This is a genomic window from Streptomyces spororaveus, assembly GCF_016755875.1.
Lineage (GTDB): Bacteria > Actinomycetota > Actinomycetes > Streptomycetales > Streptomycetaceae > Streptomyces > Streptomyces spororaveus.
Genome location: NZ_BNED01000005.1, coordinates 1,609,545 through 1,633,604 on the forward strand (window position 1 = coordinate 1,609,545; position 24,060 = coordinate 1,633,604).

At 72.8% G+C, this 24,060-nt stretch carries 24 protein-coding genes; 5 read left to right on the top strand and 19 right to left on the bottom strand.

Translation table 11 applies throughout. The features are described 5' to 3' along the window. Positions 1 to 3: 3 nt before the first annotated feature. The 14 genes from Sspor_RS10060 to Sspor_RS10125 all read right to left on the bottom strand — a co-directional run bounded on the left by Sspor_RS10060 (position 4) and on the right by Sspor_RS10125 (position 14,954). Entirely contained in the window at positions 4 to 657 is a 654-nt protein-coding gene (locus Sspor_RS10060) for a phosphorylase family protein (RefSeq protein WP_202198737.1), read from the bottom strand. Next, positions 657 to 2,834, bottom strand: a complete 2,178-nt coding sequence (shc, locus tag Sspor_RS10065) for a squalene--hopene cyclase (protein ID WP_237403790.1) — start codon at positions 2,832 to 2,834, stop codon at positions 657 to 659. The genes Sspor_RS10060 and shc overlap by 1 nt, the downstream gene beginning before the upstream one ends. 120 nt (positions 2,835 to 2,954) lie before the next feature. After that, on the bottom strand, positions 2,955 to 4,130 hold the full coding sequence (locus Sspor_RS10070) for a polyprenyl synthetase family protein (RefSeq protein WP_202198738.1): 1,176 nt from the start codon (positions 4,128 to 4,130) through the stop codon (positions 2,955 to 2,957). Next, positions 4,127 to 5,506, bottom strand: a complete 1,380-nt coding sequence (gene hpnE / locus Sspor_RS10075) for a hydroxysqualene dehydroxylase HpnE (RefSeq protein WP_202198739.1) — start codon at positions 5,504 to 5,506, stop codon at positions 4,127 to 4,129. Before hpnE ends, Sspor_RS10070 begins: the two co-directional genes overlap by 4 nt. Then, the gene (locus tag Sspor_RS10080) at positions 5,503 to 5,814 is read right to left on the bottom strand and encodes a hypothetical protein (RefSeq protein WP_202198740.1); all 312 of its coding nucleotides are present in this window, start codon (positions 5,812 to 5,814) and stop codon (positions 5,503 to 5,505) included. The genes hpnE and Sspor_RS10080 overlap by 4 nt, the downstream gene beginning before the upstream one ends. Beyond that, positions 5,814 to 6,776: a presqualene diphosphate synthase HpnD gene (hpnD, locus tag Sspor_RS10085; RefSeq protein ID WP_372499774.1), complete on the bottom strand. Its 963-nt coding sequence runs from the start codon at positions 6,774 to 6,776 to the stop codon at positions 5,814 to 5,816. Before hpnD ends, Sspor_RS10080 begins: the two co-directional genes overlap by 1 nt. Further along, a complete protein-coding gene (hpnC, locus tag Sspor_RS10090) occupies positions 6,773 to 7,666 on the bottom strand; it encodes a squalene synthase HpnC (protein ID WP_237403791.1) in 894 nt (297 codons plus the stop codon). The genes hpnD and hpnC overlap by 4 nt, the downstream gene beginning before the upstream one ends. 409 nt (positions 7,667 to 8,075) lie before the next feature. Then, positions 8,076 to 8,858 (bottom strand): ABC transporter ATP-binding protein, encoded by a 783-nt coding sequence (locus Sspor_RS10095; protein ID WP_030010274.1) that lies wholly within the window; start codon positions 8,856 to 8,858, stop codon positions 8,076 to 8,078. After that, positions 8,851 to 9,780 carry an ABC transporter permease gene (locus Sspor_RS10100; protein WP_202198743.1) on the bottom strand — a complete coding sequence of 310 codons (930 nt, stop codon included), beginning with the start codon at positions 9,778 to 9,780 and terminating at the stop codon, positions 8,851 to 8,853. Before Sspor_RS10100 ends, Sspor_RS10095 begins: the two co-directional genes overlap by 8 nt. A 94-nt stretch (positions 9,781 to 9,874) precedes the next feature. Further along, positions 9,875 to 10,720, bottom strand: coding sequence for a glycosyltransferase family 2 protein (locus tag Sspor_RS10105; protein ID WP_373318899.1), 846 nt, complete (start codon positions 10,718 to 10,720; stop codon positions 9,875 to 9,877). A gap of 35 nt (positions 10,721 to 10,755) precedes the next feature. After that, positions 10,756 to 11,535: a CDP-alcohol phosphatidyltransferase family protein gene (locus tag Sspor_RS10110; protein ID WP_202198745.1), complete on the bottom strand. Its 780-nt coding sequence runs from the start codon at positions 11,533 to 11,535 to the stop codon at positions 10,756 to 10,758. Next, positions 11,513 to 12,574: an iron-containing alcohol dehydrogenase family protein gene (locus Sspor_RS10115; RefSeq protein ID WP_202198746.1), complete on the bottom strand. Its 1,062-nt coding sequence runs from the start codon at positions 12,572 to 12,574 to the stop codon at positions 11,513 to 11,515. Before Sspor_RS10115 ends, Sspor_RS10110 begins: the two co-directional genes overlap by 23 nt. Continuing rightward, on the bottom strand, positions 12,562 to 13,314 hold the full coding sequence (locus tag Sspor_RS10120; RefSeq protein ID WP_030011995.1) for a phosphocholine cytidylyltransferase family protein: 753 nt from the start codon (positions 13,312 to 13,314) through the stop codon (positions 12,562 to 12,564). Before Sspor_RS10120 ends, Sspor_RS10115 begins: the two co-directional genes overlap by 13 nt. After that, complete coding sequence (locus Sspor_RS10125; protein ID WP_237403792.1) at positions 13,311 to 14,954, bottom strand: DUF5941 domain-containing protein; 1,644 nt, start codon at positions 14,952 to 14,954, stop codon at positions 13,311 to 13,313. Before Sspor_RS10125 ends, Sspor_RS10120 begins: the two co-directional genes overlap by 4 nt. Here Sspor_RS10125 and Sspor_RS40490 point away from each other — a divergent pair. The 3 genes from Sspor_RS40490 (at position 14,931) to idi (ending at position 17,558) form a co-directional block, all read left to right on the top strand. Continuing rightward, the gene (locus Sspor_RS40490; RefSeq protein ID WP_237403793.1) at positions 14,931 to 15,068 is read left to right on the top strand and encodes a hypothetical protein; all 138 of its coding nucleotides are present in this window, start codon (positions 14,931 to 14,933) and stop codon (positions 15,066 to 15,068) included. The two genes, Sspor_RS10125 and Sspor_RS40490, sit on opposite strands and share 24 nt — an antisense overlap. Positions 15,069 to 15,478: 410 nt before the next feature. After that, complete coding sequence (locus Sspor_RS10130; RefSeq protein ID WP_202198747.1) at positions 15,479 to 16,804, top strand: bifunctional class I SAM-dependent methyltransferase/N-acetyltransferase; 1,326 nt, start codon at positions 15,479 to 15,481, stop codon at positions 16,802 to 16,804. Between the two features lie 154 nt (positions 16,805 to 16,958). Continuing rightward, entirely contained in the window at positions 16,959 to 17,558 is a 600-nt protein-coding gene (gene idi, locus Sspor_RS10135) for an isopentenyl-diphosphate Delta-isomerase (RefSeq protein WP_202198748.1), read from the top strand. 71 nt (positions 17,559 to 17,629) lie between these two features. Here the strand turns inward: idi and Sspor_RS10140 are convergent, their stop codons facing one another. Together Sspor_RS10140 and Sspor_RS10145 are read right to left on the bottom strand one after the other, a co-directional pair. Further along, on the bottom strand, positions 17,630 to 18,124 hold the full coding sequence (locus Sspor_RS10140) for an ATP-binding protein (RefSeq protein WP_237404285.1): 495 nt from the start codon (positions 18,122 to 18,124) through the stop codon (positions 17,630 to 17,632). A 130-nt stretch (positions 18,125 to 18,254) separates the two neighbouring features. After that, positions 18,255 to 18,959 carry an HdeD family acid-resistance protein gene (locus Sspor_RS10145; protein WP_202198750.1) on the bottom strand — a complete coding sequence of 235 codons (705 nt, stop codon included), beginning with the start codon at positions 18,957 to 18,959 and terminating at the stop codon, positions 18,255 to 18,257. A 75-nt stretch (positions 18,960 to 19,034) separates the two neighbouring features. Here Sspor_RS10145 and Sspor_RS10150 point away from each other — a divergent pair, with 75 nt between their 5' ends. Then, the gene (locus Sspor_RS10150) at positions 19,035 to 19,796 is read left to right on the top strand and encodes an enoyl-CoA hydratase/isomerase family protein (protein WP_202198751.1); all 762 of its coding nucleotides are present in this window, start codon (positions 19,035 to 19,037) and stop codon (positions 19,794 to 19,796) included. A gap of 16 nt (positions 19,797 to 19,812) precedes the next feature. Here Sspor_RS10150 and Sspor_RS10155 read toward each other — a convergent pair whose 3' ends face one another. Further along, positions 19,813 to 20,442, bottom strand: a complete 630-nt coding sequence (locus Sspor_RS10155) for a DJ-1/PfpI family protein (RefSeq protein WP_202198752.1) — start codon at positions 20,440 to 20,442, stop codon at positions 19,813 to 19,815. An 82-nt stretch (positions 20,443 to 20,524) separates the two neighbouring features. After that, the gene (locus tag Sspor_RS10160) at positions 20,525 to 21,496 is read right to left on the bottom strand and encodes a GlxA family transcriptional regulator (protein ID WP_202198753.1); all 972 of its coding nucleotides are present in this window, start codon (positions 21,494 to 21,496) and stop codon (positions 20,525 to 20,527) included. A 101-nt stretch (positions 21,497 to 21,597) separates the two neighbouring features. Here Sspor_RS10160 and Sspor_RS10165 point away from each other — a divergent pair, with 101 nt between their 5' ends. After that, entirely contained in the window at positions 21,598 to 23,235 is a 1,638-nt protein-coding gene (locus Sspor_RS10165) for an ABC-F family ATP-binding cassette domain-containing protein (RefSeq protein WP_202198754.1), read from the top strand. A 31-nt stretch (positions 23,236 to 23,266) separates the two neighbouring features. On the opposite strand, the gene Sspor_RS10170 is transcribed toward Sspor_RS10165, so the two are convergent. After that, entirely contained in the window at positions 23,267 to 24,058 is a 792-nt protein-coding gene (locus tag Sspor_RS10170) for an SDR family NAD(P)-dependent oxidoreductase (RefSeq protein ID WP_202198755.1), read from the bottom strand. Positions 24,059 to 24,060 lie beyond the last annotated feature (2 nt).

Below are 24,060 nucleotides of genomic sequence, written 5' to 3' on the forward strand. Positions count from 1 at the left end.
GGCTCACCTCCTGGGGAGCAGCAACGAACGGTGCCATTCATAAAACGCGGGCAGTACGGCACGCAGGACACGGAAGGCCGATATTCCCCCGCGAACCGTGCCGATACGGACGAGCTCGTGCTCCGGAGCGTCCACGATCACCCGGACGGCCGCAACCGGGCGGTCGCCGCCCCGGGTGGCGGTCCACAGGGTGGCCGCGGACTCCATGTCGACCGCGACGGCGCCGGTGGCGCGCAGCTGTGCGCGCTCCTGGCCGCGGACGACGTGGTCGGATCCGGTCAGGGCGCCGCGGTGCACGGTCCGGCCCGGCGCGGCCCTGGTTAGTGCCTCGGCGAGCAGGGCGCTGCCGGTGCAGGTGACGGTCGCCCGCGGGTCCCTGGTCTCCTCGGCCACGACCAGGTCTCCGGGGTTCATGCCGGGGACCAGCCCGGCGCAGAATCCCGTCGCGAGGACGGCGGCCCGGTCCATGTCCGGCCGGTCCAGGGCCCGGCCGACGGCCCGCTCGGCCGCGCGCGGGCCCATCCCGGTGCGCAGCAGGACGTGGTCCCCGGCCGGGCCGCGGCCGGCGCTGCGCAGCGCCGCCTGCTCGATGCGCAGCGCGCAGGCCACCAGCAGCGGGTCGGGGCCGCGGGCCCGGTCCCCGCCCGCGGTGGGCATCACGCCTCCCCGGCCGCTGCCGGGTGTGCTCCGGCGGGGGCGAACGGTTCCCCGTACAGGTAGCGGCCGAGCGCGGTGACGGGAAACACCTGCCGGTACAGGTGGTAGTTGATGGAGAAGTCCCAGGGGAAGCCGGTGCCGGTGAAGTACGGCTCGTCCCAGGTGCCGTCCTCCTTCTGGGTCTCCACCAGGTGCGCGATGCCCCGCTCGACGGCCTTGCCCTCGCGCTCGCCGGCCGACAGCAGGGCCATCAGCGCCCAGGCCGTCTGCGAGGCGGTGGAGGCGCCTTTCCCGGCCCAGGACGGGTCCTTGTAGGAGCGCTGGTCCTCGCCCCAGCCGCCGTCCTCGTTCTGTACGGATTCCAGCCAGCGCACGGCCCGGCGGATCGCGGGATGCCCGGGGGCGATCCCGGCGGCGGTGAGGGCCGGGACCACCGAGCCGGTGCCGTAGACGTAGTTGGTGCCCCAGCGGCCGAACCAGGCGCCGCTCGCCTCCTGTTCGGCCAGCAGCCAGGCGATGCCGCGCCGGGTCCGGGCGTCTCCCGCCCGGCCCTCGAAGGCGAGCATCTCCACCACGTGGGCGGTGACGTCGGCCGAGGGCGGGTCGATGACCTCGCCGAAGTCGCAGAAGGGCAGCTTGTTCGGAAGGGGGCTGGTGTTGTCGGCGTCGAAGGCGCCCCACGCCCCGTTCCTCGACTGCATGCCGAGGGTCCAGGACACCCCGCGGGCGATGGCGGCCTCGACCCGGACCGGGTCCGGGTGGCTGATCCGGCGCAGGGCGAGAACCACCTCGGCCGTGTCGTCGATGTCGGGGTAGGTGTCGTTGTGGAACTCGAACGCCCAGCCGCCGGGGGCGAGCCCGGGCCGGCGCACCGCCCAGTCCCCCGTGCGGACGATCTCCTCGCCGAGCATCCAGTCGGCGGCCTTGACCAGCGCCGGGTGGTCGGGGCGCAGGCCCGCGTCGGCCAGGGCGATCGCGGCGAGGCAGGTGTCCCAGACCGGGGACTGGCAGGCCTCGATCATCCGGGCGCCGTCCGCGCGCCACACCGCGAACCGCTCCAGGGACTCCAGTCCGGCGCGCATCACCGGATGCCCGAGGTCGTAGCCGAGCAGGTGCAGCGCGATGACCGAGTAGACGGCGGGTGGCTGGATCCCGCCCCAGCAGCCGTCGTTCTCCTGGCGTTCGACGATCCAGCGGCCGGCGGAGGCCATCGCGGCCCTGCGCAGTCGGCGCGGGGCGAACCGGCGGTAGACGTGCAGGGCCTTGTCCATCCGCTGGAACGCGCCGTCCCAGCTGGTCAGCGGGGCGAGTCTGCGGACGGGGTCGGGGGTCCGCGCGTCGGCGTGCAGCTCGTCGAGCGCGAAGGGGGCCGGGCGGACCGGGCGCAGTGCCGAGACCACCGTGAGCGGGACGATGGTCTGGCGGGCCCAGCAGCCGAAGTCGTAGATGTTCAGGGGCACCCAGGGCGGCAGGAAGACCAGCTCGGGCGGGAGTTCGGGCAGGTGGTCCCAGTTCCACCAGCCGAAGAGGGCCAGCCAGATCCGGGTGAAGACGCGGGCGGCGGCGATCCCGCCGTGCGCCCGGATCCAGGCCGAGGCGCGGGTCATGTGCGGGCTGTCCGGGGCGTCCCCGGCGAGTCGCAGCGCGACGTAGGCCTCGATGGTGGCGGACAGTTCGGGCGGTCCGCCGTGGAAGGTGGCCCAGGTGCCGTCCTCCCGCTGTTCACCGCGGATGAAGAGGGCGGCGGCCTGGGTGGTGGCCTCGTCCCGGATCCCGAGGAACTGCCGCAGCAGCAGGTCCTCCGCGTCCATGGTGACGTTGGTCTCCAGGTCGCCCTTCCACCAGCCCTCGGGATCCTGGCGTTCCAGCAGGTTCCGGGTGGCGCGCGCGGCGGCCTCGTACACCCCCGGCCGGGTGCCGTCCGGGGGGCGGGGCAGATCCGCGGTGGTGCGCGGGGTGTCCCGGGCGGCTCCCGGGCGCGTGGGGCGGCCGAGCGGGCCGGGCACGCCCGGTGGGCCGTACTCGGCGCGCGCGCCGGGCCGGACGGGCCGGGCGGGCCGGGCCGGTTCTGCGGCCAGGCCCGCGGTGCGGCCCGCGGGTCCGGGCGGCGGAGCGCCCGGGGTGGATTCGCTGCCGGCGCCGGCGCTCTCGGCGCTGCCGTCGGTCGTCGCTGTCATGGCTTCCCCTTAGAACAGTGTCCTCTGCTGTGCTGGGGTCTGCCGTCGGCCGGTGCGCGACACGTTCAGGTGGCGGCGCCGGCCGGCGACTCGCGATTCATATCCGCTGTCGGGTGGCGATCACCTCTTGCGCACGACGACGAAGTCCGCGAGGGCCACGAGCTGGTCGCGCACGCGCTGCGGCATGTCGACGTCGTCCAGGGCCCGGATGGCCACGGCGTGCTGGCGGCGGGCCTCGTCGGCGGTCCACCGGCGGCCCCCGGCCGCCTCGATGAGGGCGGCGCGGTGGGCGAACTCGGCCTCGGAGAAGTTCTCGAAGTCACTGCTCTTGGCATCCTCGGCGAGGAGCCGCGCGAGCTCCTCGGAGGCCTCGCCGCCGGCCGCGAGGGCGGCGACCACCGGCAGGGACTTCTTGCGCTGGCGCAGGTCGCTCCAGGTCTGCTTGCCGGTCGACTCCGGGTCGCCCCAGATGCCGAGCAGGTCGTCGACGGCCTGGAAGGCGAGGCCCAGGTGGTAGCCGTACTCCTCCAGTTTGTCGGCGGTACGGTCGTCCGCGCCGCCGAGCACCGCGCCGATGGAGACGGCGCAGGCGAGCAGGGCGCCGGTCTTGTTGCCCTCCATCTCCAGGCACTCCTCGACGCTGACGCGCTCGCGGTGCTCGTAGGAGATGTCCTGCGCCTGGCCGTCGATGAGCTTGCGGCTGGCGGTGGTCAGCCGGCGGGTGGCGCGGCCCGCCTCCACGGTGCCGAGCTCCAGCAGCACCTCGTTGGCGAGGGCGAACAGGGCGTCGCCGACCAGGATCGCGAGGGCCGGTCCGTGGACCTTCCACACCGTGTCGCGGTGGCGGCGCTGCTCGTCGCCGTCCATCAGGTCGTCGTGCAGCAGCGAGAAGTTGTGCACGAGCTCGACCGCGACGGCGCCGGGGATGCCGACCTCGGCCGCGGCGCCCGCGGCCTCTGCGGAGAGCAGCGCGAGAGCGGGACGAACGGCCTTGCCTCCGTCGCCGTCCGCCACGTTGCCCTGGGCGTCGATCCAGCCGAAGTGGTAGGCGGCGACGGTGTCCATGGGCGCCGCGAGCCGGTCGACGGCGGCGCGGAGCGCGGGGGTCGACAGTGTGCGGCCGCGTTCCAGGAGCGCGATCGTGTCCGCCTTCTCCACGCCCCCTCCGGCTGTGCCCACACTGGCATCCGTGTTCTCGACAGCCGGATTCCCCGGGTTCACTGGCTCTCCTCTTGTTCCTGTACGTGCTGTGCTCGTGGTGCTGGTGGTGCCGGTGCTGCTGATGGTGCTCGTCATGCCGCCTCCTGCAGAGGGTGTTCGCGGTGGCGGCCGAGCGCGGCGAGTGCGGCGTGGGCCGCGCTCAGTCCGCTCCGGACGGCGCTCTCCATGGTCGCGGGCCAGCCCGTGGCAGTCCACGCACCGGCGAGGTAGAGCCCCGGCGTGTCGGTGCGCGCCCCGGGGCGCAGCCGGCCGACGCCGGGGGTGGGGGCGAAGGTGGCCGTCCGCTCCCGGGTGACGAAGAAGTCCCGTACCTTGGCGCCGCGCGCGGCGGGCAGCAGCCGTTCCAGCTCGGGCAGGTACTTGGCGCGCAGAACCGAGACGGGCTCGTCGATGTCGTCCTGGGCGACGGACTGGGACAGGGCCAGGTACTGGCCGCCGTCGGGGAGTCCGGAGGATTCGGTGCGGTCGAAGACCCACTGGACCGGGGAGCCGAGGGCGGCGAAGAACGGCTGCTTGAGCACCTTGCGGTCGTAGACCACGTGGACGTTGAGGATGGGCGCGGTGCCGATGTCCAGGAGCTTGTCGGGGTCGGGGAGGGCGCCGGCGGGCAGCAGTCCGTGGGCCTCGCGCTGCGGGACGGCGAGGACGACGGTGCCCGCCTCCAGGGACTCCTCCTCGGTGTCGATCCGCCACGCGCCCTCGGGCATGCGGGAGATGTCCGTGACGCGGCTGCGCAGTTCGGTCCGTACGCCGGCCGCGTCGAGCGCCTTGCGGGCGAGGGTGTCGTGCAGTTCGCCCAGGGGTACCCGGGCCCAGCCGATGTCGGCGGCGCCGTTCTCGGAGAGCAGGCCGGTCTTGAAGACCATGGCGGCCAGGCCCAGCGAGGACTGCTCGGCGGTGGCGTTCAGGGTGGCGACGCCGACCAGGTCCCACAGGGCCTCGATCGTGCGGGCGGACTGCCCGTAACGGCCGAGCCAGGTCGCGAAGTCGAGGCCGTCCAGCGCCGGGTCCGCGGGGTCCAGCCGGCGCAGCGCGAGGGCGGCGCGGCCGACGCTCAGGCGCTCGGCGAAGGAGAGGTGCCGGTAGCGGGCGAGCGATCCGGCCAGGTGCAGGGGCACGGGCAGGGCGCTGCGGCGCAGCCGGCCCAGGCGCGGGCCCCCGGGGTGGGCGACGTCCAGTACGGGTACGTCGAGCCGGTCCTGCAGGGGCGCGAGCGCGGCGCCGTCGACGCGGTCCAGGAACCACCGGTAGGCGGTGCAGCACCGCAGGTAGACGTGCTGGCCGTTGTCGACTTCGAGGTCGCCGCGCTTGAAGGAGAAGGCGAGCCCGCCGAGCCGGGGGCGGCCCTCCAGCAGGGTCACCCGGAGCCCGGCGTCGGCGAGTTCGAGGGCGGTGGTGACGCCGGCGAGGCCGCCGCCGACGACGACGGCGTGCTGTTCGAAGCCGGTCATGCGCCCTCCCCCGTGGTGCGGTGGCCCTCCGGGCCGGCGGCCCGGTCCGGGGCGGGCGAGGCCGTCCCGTGTGCGGCGGCCCGTCCGGCACGGCCGGATTCCGTCGGAAGAGACGCGCGTCCCGACGCGGCGGTTGCCCGCGTGCCGGGCCGGCCGGGACGGGCCGTCGCGGCCGGATGCGTGCGCGCCGGGGCGGCCGCCGCGCACGCCGGGCGCGCGCCCGTGCACGCGCGGTTCCCGGCCCGGCGCGCCGCGGCGACGGCTGCCGGACCGGCTGCCGCCTCCGGGAGCCGGGTGATCGTGGTCATCAGCCCCGCCTCCGGGTGGCCTGGCGGGAGACGGTCCGCGCGTCGAGGCCGGACAGCCCGCGCACGGCCACGTACGCCTTCTCGTGCGGCGGCAGCGACACGCGGCCCCGCAGCACCGCTTCCGGCTCCCGCTCGATGCGGTCCAGCAGGCGCCGGTAGATCCCGGCCATGGCGGCCACGCAGGCGCCGCTGCGCCGGTCGAGCATCGGCAGCAGCCGGTAGCCCTCGGCGAACAGGGCGCGGGCGCGCCGGACTTCGTGGTGGACGAGCCCGGCGAAGTCGGATCCGGCGGGCGCCCGGTCGCTGTGGAAACCCTCCGAGCAGCCGAACTTGGCGAGGTCCTCGGCGGGCAGGTAGGTGCGCCCGTTGCCGGCGTCCTCGCGCACGTCCCGCAGGATGTTGGTGAGTTGCAGGGCGAGGCCCAGGGTGTCGGCGTACTCCGCGGCGCGCGCGGCGTCGGCCGCGGCGAGGCCCGAGCCGTTCACCGTGCCGAACACGCCGAGCGAGAGCCGCCCGATGGCCCCGGCCACGCACCTGCAGTAGGTCCGGAGGTCGTCCCAGGTCTCGTAGGTCTCGCCGCGGACGTCCATCAGGACCCCGTCGATGAGCTCGTCGAGGCCGCCGAGCGGGATGGGGAAGCGGCGTGCGGCGTGCGCGAGGGCGACGGCGACCGGGTCGGTGTCGTCCTCGTCGACCTCCTCGGCGAGGATCCGCCCGAGCAGGGCGCGGGTCTCCTCCAGCCGGACGAACTTGGCCTCGGGCGCCAGCGTGCCGTCGCCGATGTCGTCGACCCGCCGGGAGAAGGCGTACAGCGCGGACATCGCCTGCCGCTTGTCGGTCGGCAGCAGGCGGATGCCGTAGGCGAAGTTGCGTGCCTGGGAACCGGTGACGGCCTCGCAGTAGCTGTAGGCGGCCTGGACCGGTGCGGACGCGTGTGTGGGGCCCTCCACGGTCGGGCTCACCCCTTTCTCGGCGCTGTGCGCAGGACGGCGGCCACCTCGCGGAGCAGGCCGCCCTTGGTGGGCTTGGGCGGGCCGGGGAGCACGTCGAATCCGGCGGCGGTGACGGCTCGCAGAGCCGCGCGCCCCCCTCCCACGAAGCCGGCGAGCAGCAGCCGGAGTCTGCCGTGCACGCTCCCCACGAGCGGGGTGCCCTCGTTCAGCAGCTCCCGGGCGCGCTCGGTCTCGAACGCGACCAGGGCGCGTACGGAGGCGCCGGCCGACGGGGCCGCGAGCTCCGTCCCGGTCACGTGGAAACGGCGCATGTCCTCGGCGGGCAGGTAGATCCGGTCGCGGCCGAGGTCCTCGGCGACGTCCTGGATGTGTTCGGCGATCTGCAGGGCGGTGCAGACGGCGTCGGAGCGGCGGATCCGTTCGGGGGTGCTGGTTCCGGTGAGGGAGAGCACGAGACGGCCGACCGGGTTCGCGGACAGCTCGCAGTAGCCGACGAGGTCGGCGTACGTCTCGTAGCGCGTGACCCGCTGGTCTTGGCGGTTGGCCTCGATCAGCCCGAGGAACGGCTCGGGGGTCAGGCCGTGGGCGCGGACGACGGGCTGGAGCGCCTGCAGCAGCGGGTGCCGCGGGGAGCCGTCCGTACCGCCGGAGCGGTTGAAGACCCGGTGCAGGTCCGCCTCGAAGGCGTCGAGCATGGCGAGCCGGTCGTCGACCGCGGCGGGGTCGAGACCGAGGAGTACGGCGTCGTGCCCGCCGGGGGCGAGATCGCCGTCGCCGATGTCGTCGACGAGGCGGGCGTACCCGTAGACGGCCATCAGCCCTTCGCGCCAGGCGCGGGGCAGGAAGACGGGGGCGACGGGGAAGTTCTCCGACGTCGCCTTGTCGAGGGTGGCGCTCACGTGGACCGTGTCGGCCGGGGGTCGGATGCCGAGCCCCGGGGTCACCGCCCGCCGCCCGGGGCGGGGACGGCCGTCGTGCCTGGGGGCCGGAGAATTCCCGTAGCCATTGCCGTCACATCTCCCGTTCTACACTGCCGACCCATTACATCCTATTTCGGACACGCCGCCGGGGGATTCCCCGGGCTGCCCCAAGGCCCTTCACCTGCGGGGAATCGTCCCCTCTTGCCGCGATTGAGGACCGCCTCAGCTTACGCTGTAGAACGTCGCGGAGCCCTCCCGGGTATTCGCTCCGCCACCGAATGTCGCCGAGAAATGCAAGAACACGATTGAGGCCCCCGCCGCGCTGAGCGGCGGGGGCCTTCGGGTGAAGCGGAAAAGCGCCGGAAGAGGGCGCCGCGCGACCCGGAGGTCAGCCGTTGGTGGCCTTCTCGTATGCCGAGACGACTTCCTCGGTGGGCCCGTCCATCAGGAGCTCACCCTTCTCCAGCCACAGCACCCGGTCACAGGTGTCACGGATGGACTTGTTGTTGTGGCTCACCAGGAAGACCGTGCCGGCCTTCTGCCGCAGTTCACGGATCCGGTCCTCCGAACGCACCTGGAAGCTGCGGTCACCGGTGGCCAGGGCCTCGTCGATCATCAGGACGTCGTGGTCCTTGGCCGCCGCGATGGAGAAGCGCAGTCGCGCCGCCATGCCGGAGGAATAGGTACGCATCGGCAGGGAGATGAAGTCGCCCTTCTCGTTGATGCCCGAGAAGTCGACGATGCTCTGGTAACGCTGCTTGATCTGCTCGCGGCTCATCCCCATGGCGAGACCGCCGAGAACGACGTTCCGCTCTCCGGTGAGATCGTTCATCAGCGCCGCGTTGACGCCGAGCAGCGAGGGCTGGCCGTCGGTGTAGACCTTGCCCTCCTCGCAGGGCAGCAGGCCCGCGATGGCGCGCAGCAGGGTGGACTTGCCGGAGCCGTTGGAGCCGATGAGGCCGATGGCCTCGCCGCGGTAGGCGGTGAAGGAGACGCCGCGCACGGCGTGGACCCGCCGGACGCCCGGGGCGTCGCCCTTCTTCCGGCGGACTATCTTGCTGAGCGCGGCGGTAGCCGCGCCCTTGCCGCTGCTGCCGGTGTTGACGCGGTAGACGATGTGGACGCCGTCCGCGATCACGGTGGGGACGCGCCCCTGGGTGTTGTCAGCCACGGCCGTAACGCTCCTCAGACTTCCAGAAGTACACGAAGCCACCGATGCCGATCACCGCGGCCCAGCCCACGGCGAAGGCCCACACGTGCGGAGGCAGGTTGCTCGCCGCGTAGTCGTCGATCAGCGCGAACCGGATGAGGTCCATGTAGATCGCGACCGGGTTCCACAGCAGCAGGTCGCTGATCCACTGCGGCTGGTCCTTGAGGTAGATCCCGATCGGGAACATCACGCCGGACGCGTACATCCAGGTACGCATCACGAACGGCATCAGCTGGGCGAGGTCGGGGGTCTTGGAACCCGCCCGCGCGAAGATCATGGCGAGGCCGGTGTTGAAGACGAACTGGAGCGCCAGGGTCGGGACCACCAGCAGCCAGGAGAGCTGCGGGTAGTTGCCGAAGCAGATGGCGATCACGAAGACGACGATCATCGAGTACAGCAGCTGCTGGAGCTGCTGCAGCGAGAAGGACACCGGCAGGGCGGCGCGCGGGAAGTGCAGCGCCCGCACCAGGCCGAGGTTCCCGGAGATCGCCCGGACGCCCGCCATCAGCGAGCTCTGGGTGAAGGTGAAGACGAAGATGCCCATCACCAGGAAGGGGATGTAGACGTCCTTCGGCATCTCGCGGCCGGCCTTGAGGATCAGACCGAAGATCAGCCAGTAGACGACCGCGTTCAGCAGCGGGGTCGCCACCTGCCAGACCTGGCCGAGCTTCGCCTGGCTGTACTGCGCGACCAGCTTGGCCCTGGAGAAGGCCATGATGAAGTGGCGCCGGCCCCAGAGCTGCCGCACGTACTCGCCGAGGCCCGGCCGGGCGCCGCTGACCGAGAGGCCGTACTTCCTGGCGAGCTCCGCGGGGCTCAGACCCGCGTCGTCGGACAGCGGCCTGCTCGTGGCGAGGGCGCCGTCGTGGGTTGTGTCACTCACAAGTTGAAACTTTCGTCTTCAAGATGCGGCCAGGTGGGCATCAGGCTGATGGCGCGAGGCCCGTGATCGCGTCATGGTCCCAGACGCGGGCTGGTCAGATGACAGGAGGTCGGCCCAGCCGGGTCAACCGCCAGACCGTCCGCCATCTCATCGGGCGGCGGGGTCCGCAGGGACTGGTCCATCCCTCCCGGAAACCGCCGAACCAGGCCTTGAGCGCCGGTGCGGACGGCCTGCGTACGAGCGTCAGCAGGAGCCAGACGCCCAGGTAGACCGGAACCAGCGGGGCGGGCAGGTTGCGGCGGGCGAGCCACACCCGGTTACGAGCCACCATACGGTGATAGACCGCGTGCCGGGAGGGGGCGGTGGTCGGGTGCAGCAGCACCATGTCGGACCGGTAGTCGATCAGCCACCCTGCGTCGAGCGCCCGCCAGGCCAGATCGGTCTCCTCGTGCGCGTAGAAGAACTCCCCCGGCAGCGCTCCGACCTGCTCGAACACCGCCGTGCGGACGGCGTTGGCGCCGCCCAGGAAGGTGGTCACCCGGGAGGAGCGCATCGGGTCGGAGGCCCTCAGCCGCGGAACGTGCCGGCGCTGGGTCACACCGGTCTCCGGATCGGCGATCCGGAAGCTGATGATCCCGAGCGCGGGGTCCTCGGCGAAGGCCTGCCGGCACAGCTCGGCGGTGTCGGTGCGCTCCAGCAGACCGTCGTCGTCCAGGAAGAGCAGTGCGTCCACGTCGCCGCCACCGGGGCCGAAGGCCTCGATGCCGACGTTGCGCCCGCCCGGGATGCCCAGGTTCTCGGGCAGGTCGATGCTGCGGACGCCCTCGGGCAGCCCGGTGACCTGCACGCCCTGGCCCACGACGACCACGTCGATCGGGGCTCCGTCCTGGCGGGCCACCGAGTCGAGGAGCGCCTTGAGCTCGTCGGGCCGGTTGCCCATGGTGATGATCACGGCGCCCAGCCGCAGCGGGGCACTCACTTGAGCCTGCTGGACGCGAGGATCGACACGAGGTGCAGGACGGTCTGGAGCATCGCGATGGCGGCCAGGACGGCGACGCCGACGCGGGACCAGTACAGGTCGCCCTGCACCTGGTCCACGACGGCCAGCACCAGGATGAGCAGCGAGGCCTCGATGCCGAGGACCAGGCGGTGGAACTTGAGCGCGGCGGCGGCGCGGCGGGCGAGCGCCACGCCCTTCGCGCGCGGCTCGGCGGCCGCGTCCTGGACCACGGGCTTGCCGGCCTGGTGACGGGCGACCCCGACCAGGTCCGTCTCGGCCTTGATCAGGATGGCGCCGAGCGCGGCCAGGGTGCCCAGGAAGGCCCACAGCCAGTCGGCGCCGCCGGGACCCCACAGGTCGGCGGCGCGCAGGCCGAAGCCGACCAGGACCGCGGCGTCGCACAGGTAGGCGCCGACCCGGTCCAGGTACACGCCGGAGAGCGAGTACTGCTTCTTCCAGCGGGCGACCTCGCCGTCGACGCAGTCGAGCAGCAGGTACATCTGGACGGCGACCACGCCGAGGACGGCGCCGAGGACGCCCGGCACCAGCAGCGCCGGGAGGGCGAGGACACCGGCGAGCGTCATCAGGTAGGTCAGCTGGTTGGGCGTGACCTTGGTGGTGACCAGGACCCGGGTGATGCGCAGGGAGATCTCGCGCATGTAGAGGCGCCCGCCCCAGTGCTCGCCGCTGACCCGGTCCTTCACACCCGCGGGGTGGACGACGGGCCTCAGTTCAGCTACGGATGGTCTTGGCATAGTCGGCGTATGCGTCCCTGATCTCGGCTGCGGACAGGTTGAGGTGCTCCAGGATCGTGAAGCGTCCCGGGCGGGTCTGGGGGGCGTACTCGACGGCCGCGACGAACTCGTCGACGCTGAAGCCGATCTCCTCGGGCCCGACCGGCAGGCCGTGCCGGCGCAGCACCTCGACGAAGAGGCCCGACTGCTCGGCGGCCCCGCGCAGGTGCATCGCGAAGGCGGCACCGATGCCGACCTGCTCGCCGTGGAGCGCGGAGCGTCCCGGGTGCAGCAGGTCGAAGGCGTGGCTGATCTCGTGGCAGGCGCCGGACGACGGGCGGGAGTCCCCGCTGATCGACATGGCGATGCCGGAGAGCACCAGCGCCTCGGAGAGCACGGTGAGGAACTCGTCGTCGCCGCATCCGCCGGGGTGGCGCAGCACGGACTCGCCGGCGGTACGGGCCATGGCGGCGGCCAGGCCGTCGACGGGCTCGCCGGTGATCTTGTGCGAGAGCTCCCAGTCGGCGATCGCCGAGATGTTGGAGATCGCGTCGCCGATGCCGGCGCGGATGAACCGGACCGGGGCTTCCTTGATCACGTCGAGGTCGATCACCATGGCGATCGGCGTCGGCACGCCGTAGGAGCCGCGGCCGTTGTCGTTGTCCAGGATGGACACCGGCGAGCAGATGCCGTCGTGCGAGAGGTTGGTGGCGACGGCCACCATGGGCAGGCCGACGCGCGCCGCGGCGTACTTGGCCACGTCGATGATCTTGCCGCCGCCCAGGCCCACGACGGCGTCGTAGCGGCGGCCCTTTATGTCGTCGGCCAGCTTGACCGCGGAGTCGATGGTGCCGTCGACGACGGCGTACCAGTCGGCGTGCGGCAGCACGGGCTCCAGCCTGGCGCGCAGCGCCACGCCGGAGCCTCCGCTGATCGCGATGGCCAGCTTGCCGGAGGCGGAGATCCGCTGGTCGGCCAGGAGGCCGGCCAGGTCGTCCATCGCCCCGCGACTGATGTCGACGACGACGGGCGAGGGGATGAGCCTCGTCAGTACTGGCATGCGATCGTCCGGCCCTTGGCGAGGTCGTCGTGGTTGTCGATCTCGACCCACTTGACGTCGCCGATGGGGGCCACGTCGATGGTGAAGCCGTCGTTGACGAGCTGCTGGTAGCCGTCCTCGTAGTAGAGGTCGGGGTCGCGCTCGAAGGTGGTCTTCAGGGCCTCGGCCAGCTGCTCGGCGGCCTCGGGCTCGATGAGGGTGACACCGATGTACTCGCCGGTGGCGTCGGCGGGGTCCATCAGCTTGGTGATCTTCTGCACACCCTTTCCGTCGGCGGTGACGACCTTCATCTCCTCGTCGGCCAGGTTCTTGACCGTGTCGAGGGCGAGGATGATCTTCTGGCCGTTGCCGCGGGCGGCGAGCAGGGTGCGCTCGACCGAGACCGGGTGGACGGTGTCGCCGTTGGCGAGGATCACGCCCTGCTTGAGGACGTCACGCGCGCACCACAGGGAGTAGGCGTTGTTCCACTCCTCGGCCTTGTCGTTGTCGATCAACGTGATCTTGACGCCGTACTTGGCCTCCAGGGCCTCCCGGCGGGCGTAGACGGCCTCCTTGCGGTAGCCGACGACGACGGCGACCTCGGTGAGGCCGACCTCGGCGAAGTTGCCCAGGGTCAGGTCGAGAACCGTCAGGCTCTCCTCGTCACCCTCGGGGCCGACCGGCACGAGCGCCTTGGGCAGGGTGTCGGTGTAGGGACGCAGACGGCGTCCGGCACCGGCAGCGAGTACAAGGCCGATCATGCTGGTTCTCCTTCGTCATGTACGGCGGGTGCTCCGGAGGAGACCCAGAATCGGATGCTCTCCACGAGCACCACGAGTGCCACGAACACGGCCGTGACCGTGAGCGCGACGGGGAAGTCCGCTTCGCGCGATACGAGGACGGCCGCCAGGACCGTGATCAGCAGGACCCGGCCTTCGTGGCCGCCGATCGTCCGCACCAGCCAGTGCGGGGGCGCGCCGGTGCCACCGCGGATGCGGTACACCGTGTCGTAGTGATGGTAGGCGACCGCCGCGATCAGGCCGAATGCCGCGGGGAGGGCCCCGGGGACGTCCGCCTTGACGGCGAGCGCGAGAACCGTCACGTATTCGGCCGCCCGGAACAGCGGCGGGATCAGCCAGTCAAGGGCGCCCTTGAGCGGCGCGGCGACGGCGAGGCCGGCCGCCATGACATAGATCACCGCGACGGCGATCAGCCTGGGGTCGCCGAACGGCAGGAAGACGGCGCCCGCGATCATCACCAGGGTGCCGAGGGCCGCCACGTACACGGAGCCGAAGGATCCGGCGCGGCCGCGCAGCAGCCGGGCCTGGAGCTCGGCGAGCGGGCCCGAGTCGGCCAGGTCGGCCAGCGCCTGGGCCGCCCGGTCGGTGCGGGTGGCCTTGCGCGTCAGGGAGCGCAGGACCCGCCCGGCGGTGGTGTAGAGCGCGCCGAAGGCGCAGCCGATCAGCAGGGCGTAGAAGACGATCCGGGGGGTGGTGAAGGCGGTCAGGACCGCGATCATCGCCCAGCGCTCACCGATCGGGAGGATGATCATCCGGCGGACCCACACGGTCCAGCCGACGCTGTCGAGCCGGCCGGACAGGGCGGCCGTGGGGCTGGTGTTGGCGGTGGCGTCGTGGTTGGCCTCGTTGAAGGAGAAGTCCACGACGTGCCGGCAGGTCATGAGGATCATGGAGCCGACGGCCAGGGCCCAGACGTCGTCGCCGTTGCGGGCCGCGCCGAGCGCGAGGCCCGCGTAGAAGGCGTACTCCTTCGCGCGGTCGAAGGTGGCGTCGAGCCAGGCGCCCATCGTCGAGTACTGGAGCGAGTAACGGGCGAGCTGCCCGTCGGTGCAGTCCAGTACGAAGGAGACGAGGAGCAGCACACCGGCCGCCACGTAACCCCAGCGCTCGCCCGTGGCGGCGCAGCCGGCCGCGATCAGCGCGGTGATCAGCGAGGCGGTGGTGACCTGGTTCGGGGTCAGGCCGCGGCGCGCGCACCAGCGGGCGATGTAGCGCGAGTACGGGCTGATGAAGAAGGTGGTGAAGAAGCCGTCGCGGGACTTCACGGCGGTGCGCAGGCGTACGGCCTCGTCGTCGACGGCGGCGACGGCGGCGGTCGCCGCGTCCCGGTCCGCCCCGGTGGTGGGGACGGCGGCGACGAGCGTGCCCAGTTCGGGGCGCTGGACGGTGGTCCCGGCGGCCTCGACCGCGGCCGCGAGCCGGTCCGCGTACGGGGCGGCCCCGTCGGTACCCGCGGAGGCGGCCTCGGCGGCGGCCTTGTCGAGGGCACCGCGGGCCCCGGCCTGGACGGCGAGGGCACCGGTGACGGCGCAGGCGTCGAAGCGCGGGTCGGTCAGCGCGAGGCGCAGCGCGTGCACGTGCCCGACGAAGGCGCTGTCCACGACGGCCACCCGCTGGTCGGCGGGTACGCCCGTGAGCGCGGCGGCGGCGTCCTGGGGTCCGGCGGCCGGGCGGACGTCGAAACCGAGGGAGCGCAGCTCGTCCGCGAGCGGTGATCCGGGGACCGGCAGGCCGGTGAGGATGACGGTCGGCAGACGAACTCACTCCTTGTAACGGATTCCGAACGCGCGCCCTTATGGGGCGGCAGCACGTCGGCAGAGGCTATCGGATGAATGGAAGCAGGGGTTCACCACCCGTTTACGCCCTGATAAGCCGAATATCCGGGCCCAGGGCCGGGTTCCGATCATCATTGACGATCACGGCGCCGTACCACAAACGGCCCGGATGTTACGGTGGACACGCCCCTGAACGTGCCGAGTGGAAAGAGGTGGGTCGATGACCGTCGTAGTGGTCGCTGCCATGCGCGGCGAACTCCGGTACATCTCCCCTTCCTTCCGGGCATCCGGCCGGGCCTGATCACACAGCTGGGCCTCGTCGGCCGGAGCCCCCGTTCCTAGGGTTCACGTTGACCGACAGCAATTCCTCCGGCGACACCGTCGACCTCGACGGCGCCGACGACTTCACGCACGCCTTCTTCGCCCTGCACCACGGCCTGCCCCGGCAGGCCCCGGGCTCCGACGCGAGCACCCGCCACCTGTTGTCCCTGTGCGGACCGCTGCCCGAGCGGCCGCGCGTCCTGGACCTGGGCTGCGGCCCGGGCCGCAGCGCCCTGCTGCTCGCCGCCGAGGCGGGCGCGGCCGGGACGGCCGGCGCCGAGGTGACCGCCGCAGACCTGCACGCCCCGTTCCTGGGCGAACTCCGTGCGGCCGCCGCGGCCCGCGGGCTCACCGACCGGATCCGCACGGTGCAGGCGGACATGGGCGCGCTCCCGCACGAGGGCTTCGAGGACGGCTCCTTCGACCTCGTCTGGGCCGAGGGCTCCGCCTACATCCTCGGCTTCGACACCGCGCTCGCACGGTGGAAGCGCCTGCTCGCCCCGGGCGGCACCCTCGTCCTCACCGAGTGCCAGTGGTCGGTCGCGCAGCCGTCCGCGGGGGCCCGCGCCTTCTGGGACCCGCACTGCGCGCTGCGCACCACGGCCGGCAACCTCGCGGCCGCCCAGGCCGCCGGGTACCAGGTGCTCGGCGTGCACGAGCTGCCCGACTCCGACTGGGCCGAGTACTACGGCCCGCTCGCCGAGCGGGTCCGTACCGTGTCCGGATCGGGCGGGCCGGCGATGGCGCGGGCCCTGGCCGCGACGCGCGAGGAGCTCGGCGTACGGGCCCGCCACGGGCACGAGTACGGATACACGGGCTACGTCCTGCGCCCGGTGAGCGCCGGGGACGGCGACGCCTGGCCCGCCCGCCCGGAGGCCGCGGACGACGTGGCCGCCGTCCGGGCGGTCGATCTGGCGGCGTTCGGGACTCCGCTGGAGGCCGACCTCGTGGACGCGCTCCGCGCCGACGACTCCTGGCTGCCGGGGCTTTCGTACGTGGCCGAGGCCCCGGACGGTTCGGTGGCGGCGCACGCCCTGCTGACCCGGTGCTACGTCGGCGGCGTCCCGGCGCTCGCGCTCGCCCCGGTGGCGGCCGATCCCAAGCTGCAGCGCTCGGGCGCGGGCAGCTCCGTCGTACGGGCGCTGCTGGCGGCGGCCCGGGAGCGGGGGGAGTCACTGGTCCTCGTCCTGGGGCACCCTGAGTACTACCCGCGCTTCGGCTTCGTACCGGCGTCGCGCTTCGGGATCCGGGCGCCCTTCGAGGTCCCGGACGAGGCCATGATGGCGCTGGTGCTCGATGCCTCCCGGCCGGTGCCGGCGGGAACGATCCGGTATCCGGCCCCGTTCGGCGTCTGACACGCCCACGAGGTCATGTGAGGTGACCCGCGAGGTGATCCGCCCCTCGTCGCCTAGCACGCGACGGGGGGCGGACATGCGTGGATCTCCGAAGTGGGGACAAGCCTCTTTTGTACGGCAGACTGAAGGCCGAAGTCCGAAGCGAAGGATGGGTATGCCGACCACACCAGCCACCGCCGCGAACAGCGCGTCCAACGGCACCGGTACTCAAGAACCGATCTTGCTCGAACTGGTCGACGAGGCCGGCAACACCATCGGCACGGCGGAGAAGCTCTCCGCCCATCAGGCACCCGGGCAGCTGCACCGGGCGTTCTCCGTGTTCCTCTTCGACGAGCAGGGCCGCCTGCTGATCCAGCAGCGGGCCCTCGGGAAGTACCACTCCCCCGGCGTCTGGTCGAACACCTGTTGCGGTCACCCCTATCCCGGGGAGTCGCCGTTCGCGGCGGCCGCCCGGCGGACCCATGAGGAACTGGGGCTGTCGCCCTCGCTCCTCGCGCAGGCGGGGACGGTGCGCTACAACCACCCGGACCCCGCATCGGGTCTGGTGGAGCAGGAGTTCAATCACCTGTTCGTGGGACTCGCGCAGACCGTCGTACGGCCGGATCCGGAGGAGGTGGAGGACACCGCCTTCGTCACCGCCGGGGAACTGGCGAAGCGGCACGCCGAAGTACCCTTCTCGGCCTGGTTCATGACCGTGCTGGACGCGGCGCGGCCCGCGATCCGCGAGCTGACCGGCGACGCCGCGGGCTGGTAGCCCGTACGCCGTCCCGCTCCGCCGCCGTACTCCGTCCCGCCGCCGTCCGCCGCTCCGCCCGCCGCCGCCGCTCAGCCTGCGGTCGGCGGGGCGGCGAGCGGCAGGGCCGCCCAGATCACCTTGCCGCCGGTCGAGGTGTGCTCGACGTCGCAGACCCCGCCGGCCTCCAGGGTGATCTCCCGGACCAGGAGCAGGCCGCGCCCGCCGGTCTGGCCGAAGTCGGCCTCCAGCGCCTTGGGGCGGTAGGGGTGGTTGTCCTCCACGGCCACCCGCACCCACTCCCGGCCGATCGCGACCTCGACCGCGACCTCCGGCGAGAGCAGGGCGGCGTGCCGGACCGAGTTCGTCACCAGCTCGGAGACGATCAGGAGCAGGGAGTACACGAGGTCCTGATGGGCCGGCACCCCCTGGCGCCCGAGGAGGTCCCGCACCGCGCGGCGGGCCTGCGGAACGGATTCTTCAACCGCGGGCGCGGTGAACCTCCACACTCCCTCGTACGCGAGGGGGTCGGCCGGAGCCTCCGCCTCACCCGCCTTGGCTGGCGGGACGCTCCCGCTGACATCCATCTTCCGTCCCCCGTCTTCACGCTCGATCGTCTCCACGCGACAAGAGTGGGGAACGGGCTGGTCCGGACCCGACTGCTGACCAGAAGTCAGCGCCTATCGGACACTTTCTGACCGCTGGCGTATGACAGAGTCAGTTGTTCGACTGTTCCTGATCTTCTGTGGGACGCTTCGCGGCCGCCTCGCCCGCCCCGCCCGCCGCCCCGCCCGCCGCCGCGGCCCCCGCCGGCGCCTCGTCGTCCCTGACCAAGCCCAGGATGCGCCGGGATCCCATCCCCATGGCCACCAGGCTCAGCCCGTCGAACAGCAGGGCGAGGGAGAAGAACGTTCCGATCACGTACAGACTGTTGCCCGGCCATCCGGCCAGGATCAGGAAGCCCAGCAGGACCCCGAAGGCGCCCTGCACGATCGCCAGCCCGAAGTGGGAACCACGCACCACCAGGGCCCCGACCAGCCGGAACACCCCGCCCACGAGGAAGAGCAGTGCGGCGAACATGGTCAGCGCCTCGGCACTGGCCTCGGGGCGGCGCAGGATCACGAAACCCGCGGCGAGATTGATCGCGGCAACGACCACGGCGAGCCAGAAGTAGTTGCTCCTGCGCGACTGCACGGCCAGCAGCAGGCCCACCACACCGCCGATCAGCAGCAGCCACCCGAAGAGGAACATCGAGGTGAGCGTGGCCAGGCCGGTGTAGACGAGGCCGACCAGGCCGGCCAGCACCAGGATCACCCCGAGCCCCGTCATCAGCGCGAAGCTGCGGCTGAGCTTCTTCTTCTCCCACTGCTGTTCCGGGCCGCCGATCTTTCCCCCGGTACGGTCCGCACGGTCTGTGCCCATGGACGTGCCACCTCCTCGCACCCCCGAGGGACTCCCTTGATCATAGGTATGACCGCCCGGGATAGCATCCGGCGCATGGACGCAGCCCACGACGCCACCCTCCTGCACACGGTCACCGACGGGGTGGCCACCGTCGTCATCTCCCACCCCGCCCGGCGCAACGCGATGACCGCCGCCATGTGGCGGGCCCTGCCGGAGCTGCTGGGCGGCCTCGCGGACGACCGGACGGTCCGGGTCCTCGTCCTGACCGGAGCCGGAGCGACCTTCTGCGCGGGCGCCGACATCTCCTCGCTGACCGGGGACGCCGCCGACGACGACCCCCGGGCCCTGGCCGTGGCGGCCGAGGAGGCCCTGGCGGCCTTCCCCAAGCCCACCCTCGCGGCGGTCCGCGGCTTCTGCGTGGGCGGCGGCAGCCAGCTGGCGGCAGCCTGCGACCTGCGCTTCGCCGAGGAGGGGGCCTCCTTCGGGGTGACCCCGGCCAAGCTGGGCATCGTCTACCCGGCGTCCTCCACCCGCAGGCTCGCGTCCCTGGTCGGCCCGGGCTGGGCCAAGTACCTCCTCTACTCCGCGGAGCTGGTCGGCGCGGAGACGGCGCTGCGTGCCGGGTTCCTGAACGAACTGCTCCCGGCGGGCCAACTGGACAAGCGGGTGGCCGAGTTCACCCGGATCCTGGCCTCGCGCTCGCAGCTGACGCAGGCGGCGGCCAAGGAGTTCGCGGACGGCCGGACCGACCGGGACGCCTACTGGGAGGAGCAGGCCGCCGGGAGCGAGGACACCGCGGAAGGCGTCACCGCCTTCCTGGAACGCCGCGCTCCGCGCTTCACCTGGACCCCGTGACGGCCGGGCCCGCTCCTCAGCCGGGCATGTTGTTCGCCCGCATCATCGCGACGAGGGCGGCCGGGGCCTTCTCGGGCGAGCCGGCGTCGTAGGGCGGCTGGGGGTCGTACTCGGTCATCAGCTGCACGGCCCGGGCGAAGTCGTCGCCCGCGATCCGGCCGAGCAGGGTCAGCCCCATGTCGATCCCGGAGGAGACCCCCGCGGCGGTGACGTACTTCCCGTCGAAGACCACCCGCTCGCCGGTGGGCTCGGCCCCGAGCTTCGGCAGCTGGTCCAGGTAGAGCCAGTGGCTGGTGGCCCGCCGGCCCTCCAGCAGCCCGGCGGCGCCCAGCAGCAGGGACCCGGTGCACACCGAGGTGGTCCAGGTGGTGGTGGCGTCGACCGTGCGCAGCCAGTCCATGACCACGGGATTGGCCATCTCCCGGTCGGGATGCGGGCCGCCCGGCACGACCACGATGTCGGGCCGGGTGACCTCGTCGAGCCCCTTGTCGGCAACGAGCGCGAGTGCCCCGTTGTCGGTCCGGACGGGCCCGGGCCGCTCGGACACGAAGACGACCTCGGCGCCGGTCAGCCGGCCGAGGGTGTCGAAGGGGCCGATGGCGTCGAGGGCGGTGAAGTGGTCGTAGAGCAGTACGGCGATCTGCATGGCTCCTCCGGAGCGATGGTCGGAACACGACGCCGCTCCCGGGTGGGGCGGCTCTCTCTTCTCCGGGCGCCCGGGCCGGCCCTCAGGAGCGCGACCGGCCGAACCGGCGCCGGTACTCGGCGGGCGGCTGGCCGAGGGTCCGCACGAAGGCCCGGCGCAGTGCCTCCGGGTTCCCGTATCCGCAGGCCCGGGCGATCTGTGCGATCCCTTCCCCGCTCTCCTCCAGCAGCCGCCGGGCGTGCTCCACGCGTACCCGTTCGACGTACCGGCCGGGCGTCACCCCGGTCTCGGCCTGGAAGGACCGTGCGAAGTGCCGCGGCGACATACGGGCACGGGCGGCGAGGTGCTCGACGCCCAGCCTCTCCCCGGGGTGCTCGGTGATCCACTGCTGCACGTCCCGCAGCGGGTCGCGCCGGGCCGTCTGGGCGGCCAGTTGTGCACTGAACTGCGCCTGGTTGCCGGGCCTGCGCAGGAACACCACCAGGTGCCGGGCGATCGTCAGGGCGACGTCCCGCCCGTGGTCCTCCTCCACCAGCGCCAGGGCGAGGTCGATCCCCGCCGTGACCCCGGCCGAGGTGGCCACCGGTCCGTCCCGTACGTAGATCGGGTCCGGCTCGACGGCGACGGCCGGGTAGTCCCGCGCCATCTGCTCGCAGACGTACCAGTGCGTCGTCGCCCGCCGCCCGTCCAGGAGGCCCGCCTCGGCCAGCAGCAGTCCTCCCGTGCACACGGAGACCAGCCGTTCCGCACCGTCCCCGTGGGTACGGAGCCAGTCCGTGAGCCTGGGCTCGAAGTCCCCCGTGAACCGTCCCCCGGGTACCAGCACCGTCGTCCCGGGCCCCGGCCGGGCGGACTCCAGCCGCCCGTCCGGCACCAGGGTCAGCCCGCTGCCGGTCCGCACGGGCGCTCCGCCGGGAGAAACCGTGCGGATCTCGTACCCGGCCCGCGCGGGAAAGCGGTCGAGCGCGGCGAACACCTCCACCGGCCCGGTCACGTCCAGGCTCTGGACCCCGTCGTAGAGGAGGACCAGGACGCTGCGCGGCGATGACGACATGGCTTCATGGTGTTCCGCTCCCGCGATGGCCGCAATGACGTGCTTCCCACCTATCCGGCCATGCCGGGTCCCTGTCCGCGCGCGGATAGGATCGGCACATCATGACTGCAACCCTCGTCGCCAAGAAGCTCACCGCCGCGCACGGTGAGCGCACGCTCTTCGCCGATCTCGACCTCGTCGTCGCCCCCGGTGACGTCATCGGCCTCGTCGGCGTGAACGGCGCCGGGAAGTCCACCCTGCTGCGGCTGCTCGCCGGGCTGGACACCCCCGAGACCGGGGAGCTGCGGCTCTCCCCGCCCGGCGCCGCCGTCGGCCACCTCCCGCAGGAGCCGGAGCGCCGGCCCGAGGAGTCGGTCCGGGAGTTCCTGGCCCGCCGTACGGGCGTGGCTGCCGCTCAGGCCGAGCTCGACGCGGCGACGCAGGGCCTGGTGGACGGAACGCCGGGCGCGGACGACGCGTACGCGACCGCGCTGGACCTGTGGCTGAACCTCGGCGGCGCCGACCTCGACGAGCGGGCGCAGGAGGTCGCCGACGAGCTCGGCCTCGCCGTCGGCCTCGACCTGCCCATGACGGCGCTCTCCGGCGGCCAGGCGGCCCGTGCGGGTCTCGCCTCACTGCTCCTGTCCCGCTACGACGTCTTCCTGCTCGACGAACCCACCAACGACCTGGACCTGGACGGCCTGGAGCGGCTGGAGCGGTTCGTCAAGGGGCTGCGGGCCGGCACGGTCGTGATCAGCCACGACCGCGAGTTCCTGACCCGGACGGTCACCAAGGTCCTCGAACTCGACCTCGCCCAGCAGCAGATCAATCTGTACGGCGGCGGGTACGACTCCTACCTGGAGGAGCGCGAGCGCGCCCGCGACCACGCCCGCGAGGAGTTCGAGGAGTACGCGGGCAAGAAGTCCGCCCTCGAGGGCCGGGCCCAGATGCAGCGCAACTGGATGGACAAGGGCGTGCGCAACGCCCGCCGCAAGGCTTCCGACAACGACAAGATCGGTAAGAACCTGCGCGGCGAGTCGAGCGAGAAGCAGGCCGCCAAGGCCCGCCAGACGGCGCGGGCGATCGAGCGGCTGGAGGTCGTCGAGGAGCCCCGCAAGGAGTGGGAGCTGCGCATGGAGATCGCGGCGGCCCCGCGCTCCGGCGCGGTGGTGGCCACCCTGCGCGAGGCGGCCGTCCGGCGCGGGGACTTCTCCTTCGGCCCGGCCAGTCTGCAGATCGACTGGGCGGACCGGGTGGCGATCACCGGGGCCAACGGCGCCGGGAAGTCCACCCTCCTGGCCGTCCTGCTGGGCCGGCTCACCCCGGACACCGGCTCCGCCACCCTCGGCTCCGGCGTCCTGGTCGGCGAGGTGGACCAGGCGCGCGGCCTGTTCCTCGGCGACGAACCGCTGCTGGAGGCCTTCTGCGCGGCGGTCCCCGACACCGAGCCGGCCGAAGTCCGCACCCTGCTGGCGAAGTTCGGCCTCAAGGCGGCCCACGTCCTGCGCCCGGCGGCCACGCTCTCCCCGGGCGAGCGCACCCGTGCGGCGCTGGCCCTGCTCCAGGGCCGCGGGGTGAACCTGCTGGTCCTGGACGAGCCGACCAACCACCTCGACCTCCCGGCGATCGAGCAGCTGGAGTCCGCCCTCGACGCGTACGAGGGCACCCTCCTGCTGGTCACGCACGACCGCCGGATGCTGGACGCGGTGCACGTGACCCGTCGCCTGGAGGTCGCGGACGGCAAGGTCACCGAGCTCTAGGCCGTGTCCGTGGCCCGGGCGCGGAACCCGTTCAGGCCGCCCGGTCCGCCGGGGCCCGGCGCTTGCGGGCCATCCGGGCGGCGACGAACGTCCGCGGGAGGTGGCGGGCGGCCAGCGCGTAGGCGCGGTAGCGGCGGCCGGTGATGCTGACCGGGCGGCGCAGGGCGAGGTCCTTCAGGGCCTGCGCGACCACGGCCTCCGGCTCCAGCCAGACCGCGTCGCGCAGCGCGCTGACGTCCATCCCCGCGCGCTCCTGGAACTCGGTGCGGGTGAAGCCGGGGACCACGGCCAGTACCCGGACCCCGTAGGGCGCCATGTCCACCCGGAGCGACTCGCTGAACGCGGTGATCCAGGCTTTGGCGGCCCCGTAGGTCCCGGTCGGCAGGAGTCCCGCCACCGAGGAGACGTTGAGGACCGCGCCGCGGCGGCGTGCGCGCAGGCCCGGCAGCAGGGCGTGGGTGAGCCGGAGCGGGACCTTGACCAGCAGGTCGAGCATCCGCTCCTCGTCCTCGACCGGGCTGTACGGGAAGGGCGCGGGCAGTCCGAAGCCCGCGTTGTTGACCAGGATGTCCACGGGGCGGGCCGGGGAGGCGAGCCGTTCGGCGACGGCCGCGCAGTCCGCCGGGTCCAGCAGGTCGGCGGGCAGCACCTCGGACGCGGTGCCGTACTCCCGGGCCAGTCCGGCGGCGACGGCGTCGAGCCGGTCCTTGTCGCGGGCGACGAGGACCAGGTCGCAGCCCTTGGCGGCGAAGCCCCGGGCGAAGGCCGCGCCCAGTCCGGCGCTGGCCCCGGTGATCAGTACGGTGGTCGTTGCGGTCGTCAAGA

What these genes read in the sequence shown, in the direction of transcription:
- Sspor_RS10060 (WP_202198737.1), bottom strand. Translation starts at nt 657, where the DNA reads ATGCCCACCGCGGGCGGGGACCGGGCCCGCGGCCCCGACCCGCTGCTG.
- shc (WP_237403790.1), bottom strand. Translation starts at nt 2,834, where the DNA reads ATGACAGCGACGACCGACGGCAGCGCCGAGAGCGCCGGCGCCGGCAGC.
- Sspor_RS10070 (WP_202198738.1), bottom strand. Translation starts at nt 4,130, where the DNA reads ATGACGAGCACCATCAGCAGCACCGGCACCACCAGCACCACGAGCACA.
- hpnE (WP_202198739.1), bottom strand. Translation starts at nt 5,506, where the DNA reads ATGACCGGCTTCGAACAGCACGCCGTCGTCGTCGGCGGCGGCCTCGCC.
- Sspor_RS10080 (WP_202198740.1), bottom strand. Translation starts at nt 5,814, where the DNA reads ATGACCACGATCACCCGGCTCCCGGAGGCGGCAGCCGGTCCGGCAGCC.
- Sspor_RS10105 (WP_373318899.1), bottom strand. Translation starts at nt 10,720, where the DNA reads ATGGGCAACCGGCCCGACGAGCTCAAGGCGCTCCTCGACTCGGTGGCC.
- Sspor_RS10110 (WP_202198745.1), bottom strand. Translation starts at nt 11,535, where the DNA reads ATGCCAAGACCATCCGTAGCTGAACTGAGGCCCGTCGTCCACCCCGCG.
- Sspor_RS10115 (WP_202198746.1), bottom strand. Translation starts at nt 12,574, where the DNA reads ATGCCAGTACTGACGAGGCTCATCCCCTCGCCCGTCGTCGTCGACATC.
- Sspor_RS10120 (WP_030011995.1), bottom strand. Translation starts at nt 13,314, where the DNA reads ATGATCGGCCTTGTACTCGCTGCCGGTGCCGGACGCCGTCTGCGTCCC.
- idi (WP_202198748.1), top strand. Translation starts at nt 16,959, where the DNA reads ATGCCGACCACACCAGCCACCGCCGCGAACAGCGCGTCCAACGGCACC.
- Sspor_RS10140 (WP_237404285.1), bottom strand. Translation starts at nt 18,124, where the DNA reads ATGGATGTCAGCGGGAGCGTCCCGCCAGCCAAGGCGGGTGAGGCGGAG.
- Sspor_RS10145 (WP_202198750.1), bottom strand. Translation starts at nt 18,959, where the DNA reads ATGGGCACAGACCGTGCGGACCGTACCGGGGGAAAGATCGGCGGCCCG.
- Sspor_RS10150 (WP_202198751.1), top strand. Translation starts at nt 19,035, where the DNA reads ATGGACGCAGCCCACGACGCCACCCTCCTGCACACGGTCACCGACGGG.
- Sspor_RS10155 (WP_202198752.1), bottom strand. Translation starts at nt 20,442, where the DNA reads ATGCAGATCGCCGTACTGCTCTACGACCACTTCACCGCCCTCGACGCC.
- Sspor_RS10160 (WP_202198753.1), bottom strand. Translation starts at nt 21,496, where the DNA reads ATGTCGTCATCGCCGCGCAGCGTCCTGGTCCTCCTCTACGACGGGGTC.
- Sspor_RS10165 (WP_202198754.1), top strand. Translation starts at nt 21,598, where the DNA reads ATGACTGCAACCCTCGTCGCCAAGAAGCTCACCGCCGCGCACGGTGAG.